The organism is Streptomyces sp. NPDC048338 (assembly GCF_043201055.1).
Taxonomy (GTDB): domain Bacteria; phylum Actinomycetota; class Actinomycetes; order Streptomycetales; family Streptomycetaceae; genus Streptomyces.
Genome location: NZ_JBICYQ010000017.1, coordinates 119,717 through 135,737, shown reverse-complemented (window position 1 = coordinate 135,737; position 16,021 = coordinate 119,717). Strand labels below are relative to the sequence as shown.

At 74.9% G+C, this 16,021-nt stretch carries 13 protein-coding genes; 4 read left to right on the top strand and 9 right to left on the bottom strand.

The features are described 5' to 3' along the window. Nucleotides 1-86: 86 nt before the first annotated feature. Together ACGFZF_RS33415 and ACGFZF_RS33410 are read right to left on the bottom strand one after the other, a co-directional pair. A complete protein-coding gene (locus ACGFZF_RS33415) occupies nt 87-2,453 on the bottom strand; it encodes an ABC transporter permease (protein ID WP_393560409.1) in 2,367 nt (788 codons plus the stop codon). Further along, nucleotides 2,450-3,157, bottom strand: coding sequence for an ABC transporter ATP-binding protein (locus ACGFZF_RS33410; RefSeq protein WP_393560406.1), 708 nt, complete (start codon nt 3,155-3,157; stop codon nt 2,450-2,452). Before ACGFZF_RS33410 ends, ACGFZF_RS33415 begins: the two co-directional genes overlap by 4 nt. 229 nt (nt 3,158-3,386) lie before the next feature. Here ACGFZF_RS33410 and ACGFZF_RS33405 point away from each other — a divergent pair, with 229 nt between their 5' ends. The 3 genes from ACGFZF_RS33405 (at nt 3,387) to ACGFZF_RS33395 (ending at nt 5,961) form a co-directional block, all read left to right on the top strand. Then, nucleotides 3,387-4,676 (top strand): sensor histidine kinase, encoded by a 1,290-nt coding sequence (locus tag ACGFZF_RS33405; protein ID WP_393560528.1) that lies wholly within the window; start codon nt 3,387-3,389, stop codon nt 4,674-4,676. Continuing rightward, nucleotides 4,673-5,374, top strand: coding sequence for a response regulator (locus ACGFZF_RS33400; RefSeq protein WP_393560404.1), 702 nt, complete (start codon nt 4,673-4,675; stop codon nt 5,372-5,374). The genes ACGFZF_RS33405 and ACGFZF_RS33400 overlap by 4 nt, the downstream gene beginning before the upstream one ends. Before the next feature lie 128 nt (nt 5,375-5,502). Next, nucleotides 5,503-5,961: a hypothetical protein gene (locus tag ACGFZF_RS33395; protein WP_393560402.1), complete on the top strand. Its 459-nt coding sequence runs from the start codon at nt 5,503-5,505 to the stop codon at nt 5,959-5,961. A gap of 31 nt (nt 5,962-5,992) precedes the next feature. Here ACGFZF_RS33395 and ACGFZF_RS33390 read toward each other — a convergent pair whose 3' ends face one another. The 7 genes from ACGFZF_RS33390 to ACGFZF_RS33360 form a co-directional block, all read right to left on the bottom strand. Continuing rightward, nucleotides 5,993-6,289 carry a hypothetical protein gene (locus ACGFZF_RS33390; RefSeq protein WP_393560400.1) on the bottom strand — a complete coding sequence of 99 codons (297 nt, stop codon included), beginning with the start codon at nt 6,287-6,289 and terminating at the stop codon, nt 5,993-5,995. Nucleotides 6,290-6,404: 115 nt separating this feature from the next. Further along, nucleotides 6,405-7,967 carry a DUF4139 domain-containing protein gene (locus ACGFZF_RS33385; protein ID WP_393560398.1) on the bottom strand — a complete coding sequence of 521 codons (1,563 nt, stop codon included), beginning with the start codon at nt 7,965-7,967 and terminating at the stop codon, nt 6,405-6,407. Nucleotides 7,968-7,975: 8 nt separating this feature from the next. Further along, nucleotides 7,976-10,048 carry a DUF4139 domain-containing protein gene (locus ACGFZF_RS33380; protein WP_393560396.1) on the bottom strand — a complete coding sequence of 691 codons (2,073 nt, stop codon included), beginning with the start codon at nt 10,046-10,048 and terminating at the stop codon, nt 7,976-7,978. 174 nt (nt 10,049-10,222) lie between these two features. Further along, a complete protein-coding gene (locus ACGFZF_RS33375) occupies nt 10,223-11,458 on the bottom strand; it encodes a cytochrome P450 (RefSeq protein ID WP_393560394.1) in 1,236 nt (411 codons plus the stop codon). A gap of 132 nt (nt 11,459-11,590) precedes the next feature. Further along, nucleotides 11,591-12,985 carry an NAD(P)/FAD-dependent oxidoreductase gene (locus ACGFZF_RS33370; RefSeq protein ID WP_393560392.1) on the bottom strand — a complete coding sequence of 465 codons (1,395 nt, stop codon included), beginning with the start codon at nt 12,983-12,985 and terminating at the stop codon, nt 11,591-11,593. After that, nucleotides 12,972-13,223 (bottom strand): ferredoxin, encoded by a 252-nt coding sequence (locus ACGFZF_RS33365; protein WP_393560390.1) that lies wholly within the window; start codon nt 13,221-13,223, stop codon nt 12,972-12,974. The genes ACGFZF_RS33370 and ACGFZF_RS33365 overlap by 14 nt, the downstream gene beginning before the upstream one ends. A 223-nt stretch (nt 13,224-13,446) precedes the next feature. Next, nucleotides 13,447-14,394 (bottom strand): methionyl-tRNA formyltransferase, encoded by a 948-nt coding sequence (locus tag ACGFZF_RS33360; RefSeq protein WP_393560388.1) that lies wholly within the window; start codon nt 14,392-14,394, stop codon nt 13,447-13,449. Nucleotides 14,395-14,644: 250 nt separating this feature from the next. Here ACGFZF_RS33360 and ACGFZF_RS33355 point away from each other — a divergent pair, with 250 nt between their 5' ends. Continuing rightward, nucleotides 14,645-15,997 carry a lysine N(6)-hydroxylase/L-ornithine N(5)-oxygenase family protein gene (locus ACGFZF_RS33355; RefSeq protein ID WP_393560386.1) on the top strand — a complete coding sequence of 451 codons (1,353 nt, stop codon included), beginning with the start codon at nt 14,645-14,647 and terminating at the stop codon, nt 15,995-15,997. The last annotated feature ends 24 nt before the right edge of the window (nt 15,998-16,021 follow it).

Here is a 16,021-nt window from a genome sequence, read left to right as displayed (position 1 = left end):
CGCCGCCCGGCCCGCCGGGAGGGCGCCCCGCGGCGCCCACGGCCGTCGCCGGTGCGCGGCGGGGAGTGGGCCCCGAGACCCGGCTCCTACTCGGTGCGCAGAGCCGTGGCGGTACGGGTCCGGGCCGCCCAGCCGGCGGGCAGCAGCGCGCCCAGGACGGCGATGAGCAGGCCGCCGAGCGCGAGCGGGAGCACGTCGGCACCGTGATGGACGGCGATGACGGAACCGGGGAGGCGGAGCCCCACGCTGTCGCCCATCGCGGGGACCACCCGGCCGTGCAGGGCCACGCCGAGCGGCACGCCCAGCGCGCCCGCGACGAGGCCGGTCACGACGACCGAGGTGACGACCATCGTGACCGTCTGCCGGGGCGTCATGCCGAGTGCCTTGTGCACACCGATCTCACGGACGCGCTCACGGGTGTCCAGCAGCACGCTGTTGAGCACGCCGAGCGCGGCGACGGCGACGAGCATCAGCGTGAGGGTCACGGACAGCGCGTCGAGCGTGGCGACCATGTCGCCGCCGGCCTCGAGCCCACCGGCTCGGGCGGTGACCCCCAGCGGTGCCAGGTCCTCGTTCAGCGCGTCGACGTAGGCGGAGACGTCGGTGCCCGAGGCGACGGCGATGTGATGGCTCGTCTCCGCCAGGTCGGGATCCGCGCCCGCGAGGGTCGAGGCGTCGGTGAAGACCTGCATGCCGTCGTTGCGGGGGTCGAGGACCTCGCCGACGATGCGGACCGTGACCGGCTCGGCCAGGCCGTTCAGCGTGACCGTGTCGCCGACGCGTGTGCCGGTGGTGGTCAGGAACGGGGTCGGGACCACGGCCTCGCCGGGACGGCCGATCCAGCGCCCCGACACCATCGTGTAGCCGCCCCAGGAGGCGTCGCCGGTGAAGGCGATCACGTCGACGGTGCCGGTCACCCCGGACACGGTCGCCCGTACCGTCGCGGCGCTGTAGTACCGCCCGGTGCCGGCGCCGGCCTCGATGGCCGCGGTCACCGCGGCGGTATCGACCTCGGGCCGCTTCGCCATGCCGGGGCCCCGCCCGGGACCGGGGCCCTGAGGCCCGAGGTCCGGCAGCGGCGCGGGCACCGTGACGTCGGCGGCGTCGTGGGCCTTGGCCTTCATCACCTCGCCGAGCGAGGCGCTCAACCCCACGGTGAACGTGACGGCGACGGTGCCGAACAGGACCGCCGCGCCCATGGCCAGCGCGCGGGCCGGCCGGGCGAACGGCCGGGCCAGGCCCAGCGAGACCGGGCGCGGCAACGGCAGCCGCCCGGCCGCCCGCGCGGCCCACCGGCCGCGCCCTGCCGAAGCGGTGCGCCCGACGGCGAGCGCGTCGACCGTACGCAGCCGCCCGGCCCGCCAGGCACTCGCCCACGCGGTCGCCGTCACCAGGCCGAGCACGCCGGCGACCACCGCCACATCGACCCAGGGGGCGACGGCCAGGAACGAGGTGCCGTAGACCTCCTCGGCCTCGGCCAGTACGGGGACGGCGAGCAGGTGGCCGGCGAGGACGCCGAGGGCCGTGCCGACGGCGGCCGGGACCAGCGCCTGACCGACGTGGGCCCGCACGACCTGGGCCGGGGTGAAGCCGACGGCCTTGAGGATGCCGATACGGCGCGTTCCCGTGCCGACGGCCGACGCGACGACGTTGCCCACGACGAGCACCGACATGACCAGGCCCAGGGCGCCGAACGCGATGAGGAACGGGACGTAGAGGGCGGTGTCGCGCTCGGCGGCGCTCCTGACGGTGAGCCACGACTGCTCGCCGACGGCCGCTCCCGGCGGCAGGGACTCCGTCACGGCCCTGCCGCCCGCGGCGACCTGCGCGTCGGTGCCCGCGTCGGTGAAGCGGTAGAGCATCTGGTACCCGCCGCCGCCGGGCGCGGTCAGCGCCGGCATCTGGGACGGAACCACCCAGGCGTCGGCGGTCCTCGTGACCGAGCGGGCCACACCGACCACCGTCAGCGTCGGATCGCCGGGCAGACCGGAGAAGGCGAGCTCCATGCCCAGGGCCGGGAACAGCGCGGAGTCCGCGGACAGCACGATCTCGCCGGCCCGGGCGGGCCACCGGCCGTCGAGCAGGGCCACTTCGTCCACGTCCCGGCCGGGACCGCCCCGGCCGACCACGGTCATCGGCCACCCCGGGCCCGCCCCGTCCGACCGCGGGCTGACCGTCGTCGTGCGGAACGGCCCGGCCGCGGCGCTCACCCCCTCGGTGTCCGCGGACCGCGCCAACTGTCCGGCGCCCACCGTGCCCGCGTCGAACTGCACGGACAGGTGCGCGCCGTGCCGCTCCGCGAAGGCGTCGTCGAACGGAGCACCGGAGACCACGACCAGCGATCCGCCGAGGACGGACGCGGCCACCGCCATCAGCACGGCGAGCCCGATCACCAGCGTCTGCACCCGCCGTCGCCCCACCCCCGAGCGCACCACTCCGCCGAGCGCGCTCATCGGACGGCCTCCGGCGCGACGGCCCGCGTCCGGACGTCCTCGGTGATCCGGCCGTCGGCGATCCGGACCGTGCGGTTCGTGCAGGACCGGGCCAACGCCAGGTCGTGGGTCACCACGACGACGGTCTGGCCCTCGGCGTTGAGCTCGGAGAGCAGCCTGCTGACGTCCTGCCCGGCGGCCGTGTCCAGGGCCCCGGTCGGCTCGTCGGCCAGCAGCAGCGCCGGCCGGTTCATCAACGCCCGGGCCACCGCGACGCGCTGCCGCTCGCCGCCCGACAGCCGCCCCGGGTAGGCGCGGGCGTGCCGGCCGATGTCCAGGAGTTCGAGGAGTTCCGCCGTCCGGCGGTCCGCCTCGCCCCGTGCCGTACCCGTGAGACGCGCGGGCAGCGTGATGTTCTCGGTGACGGTCAGGTCGTCGAGCAGGTTGAAGAACTGGAAGACCATGCCGATCCTCGACCGCCGGTAGAGCGCCGATCCGGCTTCGCCCAGCCGGTCCACCCGCACCCCGTCCACGGTGACCGTCCCCGAGTCGGGCCGGTCCAGGCCCGCGATCAGGTTGAGCAGCGTGGACTTGCCGCTCCCGGACGGGCCCAGGATCGCGACGGCCTCGCCCGGCCGCACGGTCAGCGACACCTCGTGCAGGGCGGGCGGGCCGTCGTCGTATCGGCGGCTCACCTCGCGCAGTTCGATCACCGGCAGGGTCATGAAGGGCTCCTCGGGCCTCGGCGACGGGATGCGTGCACGCTAGGAGCGGGTCCGGCCCGCCCGCGTCGGCCGCCCGGCCCCCTTCCACTACCGCGTCCGGATGAGCGCCGGGGACGTCATCCCTGCGATGTAGGCGGGCGATGTACACGACGCGGCGGGAATGACCACCGGGAGGGACTCCCAGGGCCGGCGCGACGGCGACAATGGACCGGTGAGGAACGTACGTACGATGCCGGCGCGGCTCCGGGAAGCCGCCCGCCGGACGGTCCGCGACGCCGGGGTGCCGAGCGGCCCGCCGCCGCGTCCCACCCGGCGCGCCCGGCAGTTCGACGTGCTGGTGGCGCTGGTGCTCGGAATCGCCACCGTCTACTACGGCGTCGACAACGTCGACAACGTGGTGGTCCGTGAGATCGCGCCCGGCGTGCTGCGCGCGGTGCCGCGCCCGACCGGCCCCGGCGGCCTCGCCCTGATGGTCACCCTCGCGGCCGTCGCCTCGGGCGCCCTGGCGCTGCGCCGCCGCCACCCGCTCGCCGTGCTGTGCGTCGTGACGGCCGCGACACTGGCGACACCGCAGAGCGTCATGCGGCTGACCTTCTACGCGTTCGTCATCGCCGTCTACAGCGCCGCCGTGTACAGCCCGTACCGGGTGGCGACGCTGGCGGCCCTGCCGGTGTCGGTCGTCCTGGTCGGCACCTCGGGGAACTCGGTGACACCGATCGTCCCCGACGAGTACATCGCGCTGCTGATCCTGGTGCCGATGGCCGTGGCCGCCGTCGGCCTGCGCACCTGGAAACTCCGGACCGACGAGGGCCGCACCCGGCTCTCCGCCCTGGAACGCGAGCAGGCCGACGCGCTGCGCCGGGCCGTGGAGCACGAACGGGCCAGGATCGCCCGCGAACTGCACGACGTCGTCACGCACAACGTCAGTGTGATGATCATCCAGGCGGGCGCCGCCCGCACGATCATGAAGAAGTCCCCCGAGCTGGCCGGCGAGGCGCTGCTCGCCGTCGAGGCGGGCGGCCGGGCCGCCATGACCGAACTCCGCCACGTCATGGGACTGCTCACCACGACCGACGAGGACGAGGCCGCGGACCCTGGTGCCGACCCCGCCGACCCGGCGGCGGCGCCGGCTCCGCAACCCGGCCTGGACCAGCTGGAGACGCTGGTCGGCCGGGTCCGGGACACCGGCCTGCCCGTCGACCTGACGGTGACCGGCCCCGCCCGGCCCCTCCCGCCCGGCCTCGAACTCGCCGCCTACCGCGTGGTTCAGGAAGCACTCACCAACACCGTGAAGCACGCGTCCGGCGCCACCGCCGCCGTCACCGTCGAGTACGGCCCGGAACGGCTCCGGGTGGAGGTCACCGACACCGGCGGTACCCCGGGCGCGGGCGCCGGAAGCGGCCGGGGCCTGATCGGCCTGCGCGAGCGCCTCGCCGTCCACGACGGAACCCTGACCACCGGCCGCCGGCTCACCGGCGGCTACCGTGTGGAGGCCCTGATCCCCTTGGAGGCACCGTGACCGAGCCGCTGCGGGTGCTCCTCGCCGACGACCAGACGCTCGTCCGCACCGGATTCCGGTTGATCCTCGGCGCCGACGGCATCGACGTCGTCGCCGAGGCGACCAACGGGGCCGAAGCGGTCGAAGCGGTCCGCCGCACCCGTCCCGACGTGGTCCTCATGGACGTCCGGATGCCCGAGATGGACGGCCTGGAGGCCACCCGCCGCATCCTCACCGGCGCCCCGGACAACCCCCGCGTCATCATCCTGACCACGTTCGACCTCGACCGGTACGTCTACGCGGCCCTGTCCGCCGGAGCCAGCGGCTTCCTCCTCAAGGACGTCACCCCCGAGCACCTGACCGCCGCCGTCCGCACGGTCCTCGCCGGCGACGCCCTCCTCGCGCCCGCCATCACCCGCCGCCTCGTGCAGCGCTTCACCCGGCACGGCGGCGACACCGCCGCCCTGCACCGCGACCTCGCCTCGCTCACCCCGCGCGAACTGGAGGTGCTGGGCCTGCTGGCGCGGGGACTGAGCAACGCCGAACTCGCCACCCGCCTCCACCTGGCCGAGGCGACCGTCAAGACGCACGTCGCCCGCATCCTCGCCAAGCTCGGACTCCGCGACCGCGTCCAGGCCGTCATCACCGCCTACGAGACCGGGCTGGTCAGCGCCGGCGCCCGCGAGGCCGCCCCGGGAGCCACCGAACAGCGGACGTAGGCCGAGACCTGGGAACGGGCGCCGTCACCCGGACCCGGATCCCCCGTCCGGGCCGCCGAACTCCGCGGCGGTCGCACGAGCGTGGACGCGCGGGCAACGCCGATGCCGTACGGCGCGTCCTGAAGGGCATGATCGAGTTTTTCGACGCCGCCACGACCGACGAGGACGAAGAGACCGTGCGCCCGGGCCCGTTGTGGCGCCACGCGCTGTGGGCGGCGGGCATCGCCGTCCTCGGGGTGGGCCTGGGCCGGGTCACCGGCCTGTTCCGCGTCGGCCCCGAGGACTACGGACTGCCGTCCGCCGCTCCGGGGCCGCTCTGGCCGTACCTGGCAGCCTGGACCGTGATCGGCTTCCTGACGGCGGCCGTCCTGCGGGCCACCGCCGCGCGCGTGCCGGTCTACGCCCCGGGGCGGATCGGGTGTGTCCTCACGCTTCTGGGCACCCGCCTCTCCCTCGGCTGGCGGCCGGAGGCCCCCGTGCTGGCCGCCCTCGGCGCGGCCGCGCTGGCGGCGGCCGCCGTCTGGTGCGCCCTGGCGCTGCGCTCCGGCCCCCGCGGCACCGACGGCGGCGACGCGTCCGCCGCCTGAACGTGCGGCGGCCGCCGCACGCCTGTCGGCCTCACGCCCGCCGCGGCCCGCCGTGGGCAGGCGGGCGGTCGCCGGTGACCCGGACCCGCAGGACGTACGGCCGGCCGCTGCTGATCGCCTCGGCCTGCTCGCGCAGGTCCGCGCCGGTGAAGCCGAGCAGCGCGGCGTCGGCGGCCCGGCGCAGCAAGGGCAGGATCTCGGCGACCGGACGGCCCCGGTGCGAGACGGCCAGCTCGGCGAACGCCTTCTGGTACGGCGCGCCGTACGCGCTCGCGCTGTCCGCGAGGAGGTGGTCGAGATGCCGCTGGTCCACACTGATCTCACCCATGGCCCGCTCCCGTGCGTCGGTGGCCGGCAGTCGCCCGACCCTTGTCCACGACGCTACGACGGGGGTCTGACAACGCCGCTGACCTGCGACGACCGCCCGGCCGACAGGACGCCGCCTACAGGCCGGTGACCTTCGCGCTCGCCGACAGCTCGTACACCAGCGTGACCGTCCGCCGGCCGCCGGGCGGCAGGGCGACGTCCCAGCGGACGATGCCCTCGGCGTCGACCGTGTCGGGCACCGGGGAACACGCCTCCTGCCGCAGCCGGACCTCCACCGCGGAGACCTCGGAGACCGGGATCCGCTCCCGCAGGGCCACCACCCGGTCGCCCTGCTCCCCGGGGGCGGAGAACCGCGACAGATGCAGCCTGACGGTGCGCGTGACCACGGTCCGCTGGGTGAATCCGGTGGAGTCACGGGACTCCTCGGTGTGCCGCACCACCCGGTGGTCGTCGCAGCTGCCGAAGGCCAGTTCGACGGCGGCGCCGGGCGCGGTGAACTCCAGGGTGCCGCGGCCGACGGACCCGCTGCCGCGCACGAGGTCCACGGGCCCGGCGAGCAGCGCGTGGCCGGCACGGTTGTCGAACCGGGCCACCTGGGTCACCAGCGGGGACAGCTCCGGCGAGCAGCCGTACTCGCGGCGCGCGCTCGTCGTGAACGACGACAGCGGCACGCGGTGGGCGCGGCCGTCGCTCCGCACCGAGACCGGCGCGGGGGACCGCAGCACCCGGGCCTCACCGCCGTCGTCGACGCCCGGCAGGCCGAGCACCGGAGCCGGTCCCAGCGTCCCGATCTCCTCCTCGCGCACCTCGACGTCGACCGTGCGGCGTTCCGCGGCCGAGCGGTCCTTGAGCGTCAGCCGGTCCTCACCCAGCCGCGGCGGCTCGGAGGCGAGCGCCGAGCGGGCCGTCGACAGCGTCAGCGGCACGCCGGACCAGTCCTCGCCGGTGCGCTGCCAGACCATCGCGTCCGTCTCCAGCGTCACGGAGTCCCCGTCCAGCACGGCCCGGTAGGCGGGACGCCACAGCGCGCACGAGGTGAGGTGGCCGAGGCGCAGGCCGACGGGACCGGCGACGGCGGACTCCACCGTCAGCTCGACGTGGCCCACCAGGTCGGCCGGCTCCTCCTCCGAGAAGTCCAGGACCCGTTCGGCCTCGCGGAGTTCGGCGGCGACGGCCGCCCGCCGGGCCTCCACGGTCCGCAGGCGCTCCCCGTACGTGTCGCGTTCCTCGTCCACCCGGTCCAGTTCGCCGGTCCAGCGCGGACCGTCGGTCTCCCCGGAGCCGGCGCCTTCGGCGATCTCCCGCAGCAGGTCGGCGGCGAGCCGGCCGAGGAGGTCGAGCCGGGTGCGCAGCCGGTCGGCCTCCCGCTCCAGGGTGAGCGCCTCCTGTTCGAGGGCGCGCACGCGCCCGCGCAGGGCCGAGTCGTCCTCGCCGGACGGCAGTGGTGCGCGCGGTGTCCAGTCGCGGACGATCCGCACGTCGAGCACGGTCGCCGGGTGATCGGCGGTCAGCTCGGCGTGCAGGGTGCGGTCGACGGCCAGCGCGCTGACCGGCCCGAGGCGCAGCCGCTGCACCCCGGCCTCCAGGTCGAGGACGGTGGCGCGCTCGACGTGGGCGCGGTCCTCCAGGCAGGTGACGGCGGTGACGGGGAGCGCGATCGGCTTCGTGGTGGTGGACATCGGGTGTGTCAGCTCCTGCGGTTGCCGTCGACCAGGGCCTTGGCGGCCGGGATGCGGATCTCGTAGCCGCCGTCGAGGGCGGTGGTGCCGCCGGCCGGCAGGTCCACGCGCCAGAGGCGGGTGCCCGGGGCGTGGCGGTCGGGTCCCGCGCCGTCCTCGGGTGTCGTCCAGTCGGCCCGCTCCTCGATGCGGACCTCCGGTTCCGAGGTGACGGGCACCCGTTCGCGGACCTCGACGGTGACCGGCGAGGCGAGCCGGTTGGCGAGCTCCACCCGGATGCCGTGGTCGAGCACGGTGGTGTTGTTGCGCAGGCCCGAGGTCGACTCCCGCAGGTCGGTGCGGCGGGTGACCCGGACGCCCTCGGCCGGACCGAGCCCGACCCGGCGGACCGAGCCGGGTGCCAGTGTGGGCAGGGCGGCCGTCAGCAGGAAGTCGCCGTCGACGGTGACCTCCACCGGACCGGCCAGCAGCGCCTGGTCGGTGGCGTTGGAGAGGACCAGGGTCGCGTACACGGTCTCCTCCACGGACGGCACGCAGAGGTACTCGGTGCGCAGACCGACCGGGATCTCGCCGACGGTGACGGTGTGCCAGACGCCGTCCGACGGGATGTCGGCACGGGCGGCGGCGTCGAAGCGGTGGTCGAAGGACCCCGCGGACTCGCGGGGCCGCACGCAGTGGCCGGGCAGCGGCAGCGTGGCCACCGACTCCGCGCGGCGGCGGTACTCCTCGGCCACCAGGTCGAGGGGAGCGCCCGGGAACAGCCGGCCGCGGCGACCGCCCTGCTCCTCGGGGCCGGACAGGACGAGGCCCGCGTAGTCCAGTTCGGTGTCCTTGGGCCGCGGGGGACCGGCCGGCGGGGCGGGGGGCGGTGCCGGCATGCCGCCGGGAGGCGCCGGGGCCGCGGGAGCCATGGGCGCGGCGCCGCCGGCACGCGGCCGGCCGCCCGGCCGCGCTCCGGACGGCTGCGGGAGGGCGGACACGGGCCCGCCGAAGGCCTCGGGGGCACTGCCCGGGGCCGGGGGAGGGGCGCCGTAGCCCAGCGTCGCCGGCGGGGGAGGCGGTGGTGCGACGGGCACGGGCGCCGCGGCCCTGGGCAGCGGGGCCGACCCGCCTGCCGCGCCCACTGCGGCGGGGGCGCCCACCGTGACCGGGGCGGGGCGGGGCCCGGCGGCGTCGTACGCCGTGAACAGGTCGGCGAGGCCGGCGGGCGGCTCGCGCCAGCCGGACGGGGCCGGGGCGGACTGGCGGCGTCCGACCCGGACCGAGCGGAGCTTCGGCAGGCCGGTGCCCCGCCCCAGGTCGGCGGTGGCCAGGGCGATGCGCACGCCGGTCCAGTCCTCGCCGGTGCGCTGGGCGACCGAGGCACGCAGCACCAGCCGCCCGCTGTCGTCGCCCTGACGGTGGGTGAGCCGGTAGCCCGGCACCCAGACAGCGCCCGGAACCCCGTACTCCAGCTCCAGCGCCACCTCCGCGTCGCCGGCGCCGACGAGGGTCAGGAGAGCCGAGACCGTGGTCTCGACGTGGGCGGCCGGGGCCGCCGTGGAGGCGCGGGCGAGACGGTCCGCGGCCACCTCGAACGCGTGCTCCGCGCGGCGCAGCGCCTCCTCCCCCTCGGCGAGGCGCTCGTGAAGACCCGTCAGCCGCCCGTCGACGAACTCGGCGAGTCCGAGCCACGCCTCCACCGGCGTCCGGCGGTGCGGATCCTCCCGCTTGCGGGCCGGAGGGGCCGGGCGCAGTGCGGCGACCTCCTCGATCCGGCGCAGCAGGCGGTCCCGGCGTCCCGCGGCCGCCTCGTACGCGGCGCGCAGCCGCTCGACCTCGCGCCGCAACGCGTCGGGTGCCTCGGTGCCGAGCGGTTCGGCCTCGACCTCCACCCGGGCCTCGGTGACGCGTACCCCGGCGGCGCCGAGCACGCGGGCCCGCAGCGATCCCGGGTCGAGCGAACGGGGCAGGCCCGTCACCCGTACCCGGCCGTCAGGCCCCACTCCGCCTCGTGCCAGGCGGCGGCAGACCGCGCCCCGCGCGTACACCACGACGGAGTCGAGGGTCGACCCCCACCTGTGTTCCGTCTCGGCCGTCATGTGCTCCGCCCCCCGTGCCGTGTCCGTGCTGGGCGAAGCCTACTTGGGGGAGGCCCGCGTACCGGTGGGGAGTCCCGAAGTCGGCGGGACCTCCCCGCGGCGGGCCACGGGGCCCGCGTCCGGGGGCGGGGCCGTGGGCGGACGCGCGGCACTCACCCGTTCCGGGAGCCCGGTTCAGGGGCGCACGCCGTCGACCGCGATGTGCAGGTGGCGCGGGCCGCGCAGCACCGCGTTGTGCCGGTACGGCGGCGGGTCCTCCAGCAGGCGGGGGTTCTCCAGGCGGCGGGCCAGCTCGGACAGTGCGATCTGGGCCTCCAGCCGGGCCAACGGCGCCCCGAAGCAACTGTGGATGCCGCTGCCGAGGCCGAGGTGCTCCACGTCCTCGCGGTCGGGGTCGAAGCGGTCGGGGTCCGGGAAGCGCTCCGGGTCCCTGTTGCCCGAGGCCAGCACGAGCCAGATCCGCGACCCCTTGGGGATCGTGACCCCGCGCACCTCGATGTCCGCGACGCAGGTGCGCTGCGGCACCAGATGCACGGGCGGCTCGTAACGCAGCAGCTCCTCGACGATGTTGACGGCCAGTCCGGGATCGTGCCGCAGCCGGTCGAGGACCTCCGGGTGCCGCAGCAGGGTGAGCATGCCGTTGGTGATGAGGTTGACGGTCGTCTCGTGGCCCGCGATGAGCAGCAGGACGCTCGTCGTGAGCACCTCCATCGTCGTCATGCGGTCGTCGCCGTCACCCGCCACCAGCTGGGACAGCATGTCGTCCCGGGGCTCGCGGCCGCGCTCCTCGACCAGCCCCGCCAGGTACGTGCCGAGCTGGATCCGTGCGTCCGCGGCGACCCGGCGCCGCTCCGTCTCGTCGCCGTCCGGGTCGGGGTCGAGGGCGGCCACGATGGGGTCGACCCAGGACCGGAAGCGCGGCTCGTCCTCGCGGGGCACCCCGAGCAGCCGGCAGATCACGGTCACGGGGAACGGGTACGCGAACTGGTCCACCAGGTCGATCCGCTCGGCGTTCCCGAGGCCGTCGAGCAGCCCGGAGACGATGTCGGCCAGTTCGCCGCGCAGCGAGTCGATCCGATGCGGGCTGTGCGGGGGGCCGAAGGAGCGGTTGGCCAGCCGCCGCAGGCGGTCGTGCTCCGGCGGGTCGAGCCGGATGAAGCTCGGCGGCAGGTTCGACTCCTCCGCGCCACCCGGCTCGCCCGCGGCGGCGCCGGCGGTGAGGTTGGCGGCGTCCGAGCTGAGCCGGGGGTCGTGGAGCAGGTGGAGGATGTCCCAGTACGAACCGATGACGTAGGGGCCGCCCTCCTCCTCGTGCAGGACGGGGGTCCTGCGCAGCTCCTCGTAGAGCGGGTAGGGGTCGGCGCGGTGGGCGTAGTCGGTGATCCGGCTCAGGAGCGAGGCTCGCGACATGGGGGTGTCCTCGGGGCGGAAGTCCGTGGGCGGCGGCCCGGAGCGTGGTCGGGCCGGTCGCGCGTGGGCTGGGTGGGGGATGGGCCGCCGGCCGGGCGCGGTGGCGACCGGCCGTTTGCGGTCCCGGACGGGTCAGGAGTGGGCGGGGGTGAAGACCAGCTGCCGGTCGGACGGCGAGTAGCCGCTGAGGGTGACGGTCGGGCCGTGCGTGGGCAGCGACGGGTCGGGGAAGTCGGCCGGGACGGGGGTGGCTCCTTCCGGCCGGCGGTCCACCGTCGGGAAGTCCACCGGGAACGGCGCGCCCGTCTCGATGAGCCGCTGGTAGAACTCCAGCCACCGGGCGTGGTCGAAGCTGACGGCCGCGATGACGCGGCCCTCGTGGCCGTACACCGCGGTGAAGCGCCGTTCGGCGAGCGAACCCTGGGTGATCATGACCTGGTCGCCGAGGGAGGGCACTCCGACCGACTTGACGTTCACGCCGAACTGGGAGGACCAGAAGGCGGGAACGTCCATGTGGGGGCGGCGGTCCGCGCTCGCGCTGATCATGTTGTGCGCGGCCGTCTCGGCCTGCGCCACGGCGTTGCCCCAGTGCTCCAGGGCCAGGAACTGGTAGTTGAACAGCGCGTTCGGGGAGCGCGCGACGTCACCGGCCGCGTAGACGTCGTCGGTGACGATGCCGCGGAAGTCGAAGGCCCGGCAGCCCGCGTCGCAGGCGATGCCGCGCGGGCCCGCGCCGAGCCCGGAACCGGCCAGCCAGTCGGTGTTGCGGATCGCGCCGAGGGAGACGACCACGACGTCCGCCTCGACGACGTCGCCGTCGGAGAGCCGGGCGGCCCGCACCCGGCCCGCCGCGTCGCCCTCCAGTGCGGTGACCGTGACGCCGGTGCGCAGGTCCACGCCGTTCTCGCGCTGGAGGTCCGCCGCGACCGCGCCGATCACCCCGCCGAGCGCGCCCACCAGGGGAGCGCCGGCGCGCTCGGCGACGGTGACCTCGATGCCCCGCTCCCGGCAGGCGGAGGCGATCTCCGATCCGGTGAACCCGGCGCCGATGACCAGCACCCGGCGCGGGGACGCCGCCAGCCGCCGGTGCAGCCCCACGGCGTCGTCGCGCGTCCGGAGCGCGAAGACCCCGTCCAGCGCCGCCTCCGCCTCGTTCGGCCAGGGCCGGGCGCGTACGCCGGTCGCGATGAGCAGCCGGTCGTACGGGACGGTGTCCCCGTCGGCCAGCCGCACCCGTCTGGCGGTCATGTCCAGACCCGTGGCCGCGACGCCGAGCCGCCAGGTGGCGTCGAGCTCCCGGCGTCGCGGCAGCTCCGTGCGGTCCGGGGACGCCTTGCCGAGCAGCACCGCCTTGGAGAACGGCGGCCGGTCGTACGGCTCGTACGGCTCGTCCCCGACGAGGGTGAGCGAGCCTGTGAAGCCCTCGGCGCGCAGGGTCTCCGCCGCCCGCAGTCCGGCCAGCGACGCTCCCACGATGACGATCCGGCCCTCGCGCCTGAGCCACGCGTGGTACTCATCGGCCGGCATGGGGACTCCCCGGCGCAGGGGCGGTCGTGGCGGACCGGCCGGCGAGGTCCGGCCCGTCGACGGTGATCGCCCGGACCGGGCAGGCCGCCACGGCGCGCGCGACCTTCTCGCGCTGCTCCTCGTCGGCGTGCGGGTCGTAGACCAGCGCCTCCTCGCCGTGCAGGAAGAACACCGCGGGCGCGAGGAAGGCGCACTGCGCGTATCCCTGGCACCTGTTGAGATCGACGACAAGCCTCATCCGTGCTCCGGTCCTCGGCGGCGAGGTCCCGGGGTGGCTCCGCCCGGCGGCGGTCCCGGGACGGCGGTCGTCCCCCGGACCAGCATCGAAGCAGTGGCGGGGGCGCCGCTCCCCGGGGGCCGCCGAAGGGGTGACGTGTGCGCCCGGGGCCAGGAGCCGGGAGCCGGGGGACGCGCGCTCGCGCCGCCGCGCGGGGCGCAGCGCCCGCTCAGCCCGCCGGCCGTCAGGGGCGGCCGGTGAGGTACCCGCCCATGGAGGTGAAGTAGTCGGTCGCCGCCAGCTCGCGGCCGTCCTCGGTCCGTACCCGGGTGACGGCCAGCCCGTGGTTCCGGCCGGTGCGGGCGTCGGCGCCGGCGACGATCACGACGCCCTCGCCCTCGCGGTAGAAGATGCGGCCCGGCGTCCCGCCGTAGCGTCCCTCGGACACGACCGCGGCCAGGATCTCCAGACGCCTGCCCCGGTGGAAGGTGAAGGCGCTGGGGTAGGGGGCGGACTGGGCGCGGACCAGGCGCTCCAGGACCTCCGCCGGCCAGCCCCAGTCGATGCGGATGTCCTCCTCGGCCCGCTTGTGGAAGAAGCTGGCCCGGGAGCGGTCCTGCGGGGTGAACTCCGTCTGCCCGGAGGCGATCCGCGCGAGCGCGCCGACGGTCACCGGGGCGATGAGGTCGACGGTCTTGTGGAACAGGTCCGTGGCCGTGTCGGTGGGGCCCACCGGCACCGCGCGCTGGTCGACGATGTCCCCGGCGTCCAGCACCTCGTCCATCATGTGCGCGGTGACGCCGACCTCCGACTCCCCGTTGACGAGCGCCCAGATCAGCGGGGAGAAGCCGGCGTACTTCGGCAGGAGCGAGTCGTGGACGTTCAGGGTGCCGTGGCGCGGCAGCCCGTAGATGCGCGGCGGGATCCAGGTGCGCCAGTTGTTCGCCACGATGATGTCCGGATCCGCCTCCTTGAGCAGCCGGAACAGCTCGTCGTCGTCCGGCCGGTTCCGGATGACGACGGGGACGCCGTGGTCCTCGGCCAGTTCGGCGACCGAGTCGCTCCAGATCTTCTCGTAGGCGTGTTCGCTCTTGGGGTGCGTCACGACCAGCACCACGTCGTGCTCGGAGTCCAGGAGCGCTTGCAGCGTGCGATGGCCCCAGGTCTGGTAACCGAACATGACGACCCGCATGGGTTTCCTCCTCGGGAGAGCGAGTGAACGGCGTCAAGTAAAGCAAGGCTTACCTAAGCGTGCAACGGGCCCTGTTTTGAAGGGAGTTCGGATTCTGCTCGCGCGGCATGCCCGTTTTGTCCTGTCGACAGCCCGCTTTAACTCAGGTTAGCTTTACCTAAGTTCGGCTGGGCGGAATCGCCGGTGGGCCCGGCGTCCTGCCCTGTTCATCCATGTCCGACGGGCTGCTGTCCCGCACGAGGGGAGCGACATGTCACGGGTTCTTCCTGGCGACACACCTCTGGTCCACGACCTCATCGGCATCGGTTTCGGGCCGTCCAACGTGGCCATGGCGATCGCGCTGAGCGAGCACAACGCGCGGGTCGGCAGGCAGGAGACGGTCACCGCCCACTTCTTCGAGCGACAGGCCGGTTTCGGCTGGCACCGCGGCATGCTGATCGACGACGCGACGATGCAGGTGTCCTTCCTCAAGGACCTGGTGACGTTACGGAACCCGAGCAGCGACTACAGCTTCCTCTGCTATCTCCAGAGCAGGGGCCGCCTGATCGACTTCGTGAACCACAAGAACCTCTTCCCGCTGCGGGTGGAGTTCCACGACTACTTCGAGTGGGCGGCGGCCAAGGTCGACGACATGGTCTCGTACGGCCACGAGGTCGTGGCCGTGGAGCCGGTGGTGCGCGACGGGATCGTGGAGTTCCTGGACGTGACGGCCCGTTCGGGGACCGACACCGTGGTGCACCGGGCCCGCAACCTCGTCGTCGGCACGGGTCTGCGCCCCCTGATGCCGGAGGGTGTCGAACGGACCGACCGCGTGTGGCACAACTCCGACCTGCTCGCCAAGGTGGACGCGCTGGAGGGCGCCGACCCCTCCCGCTTCGTCGTCGTCGGCGCCGGCCAGAGCGCCGCGGAGAACGTCGCCTACCTGCACCGCCGCTTCCCGCGGGCGGAGGTCTGCGCCGTCTTCTCCCGCTACGGCTACAGCCCGGCGGACGACAGCAGCTTCGCCAACCGCATCTTCGACCCCGCCGCGGTCGACGAGTACTTCACGGCCCCCGACGGCGTCAAGCGCAAACTGATGGACTACCACGGGAACACCAACTACTCCGTGGTCGACATCGACCTGATCGACGACCTGTACCGGCAGGCGTACCAGGAGAAGGTGCTCGGCGCCGAGCGGCTGCGCTTCCTCAACGTCTCCCGGCTGACCGCCGTCGCCGAGGCCGACGACCGGGTGCGCGCCACCGTGACGTCCCTGGTCACCGGCGACGAGACCGTACTGGACGCGGACGTCGTCGTCCTCGCCACCGGCTACAGCCAGGCCGACTCGCTCGGCCTCCTCGGCAGGGTCGCCGACCTCTGCCACCGTGACGACCAGGGCCGCGTGCGGGTCGAGCGCGACTACCGCGTCACGGCCGACCCCGAACTGCGCTGCGGCATCTACCTCCAGGGCGGCACCGAGCACACGCACGGCATCACCTCGTCGCTGCTCTCCAACACCGCGATCCGGGTCGGCGAGATCCTGGACTCGGTCCTCGACCGCAGGCCGGAAGCCGCCCGGGGCGAGCCCGCGCCGGTCGCCGACGGGATCGGCTCGGTCCGGTAGCACCCGCCCCGGTGCCGGCGCCCG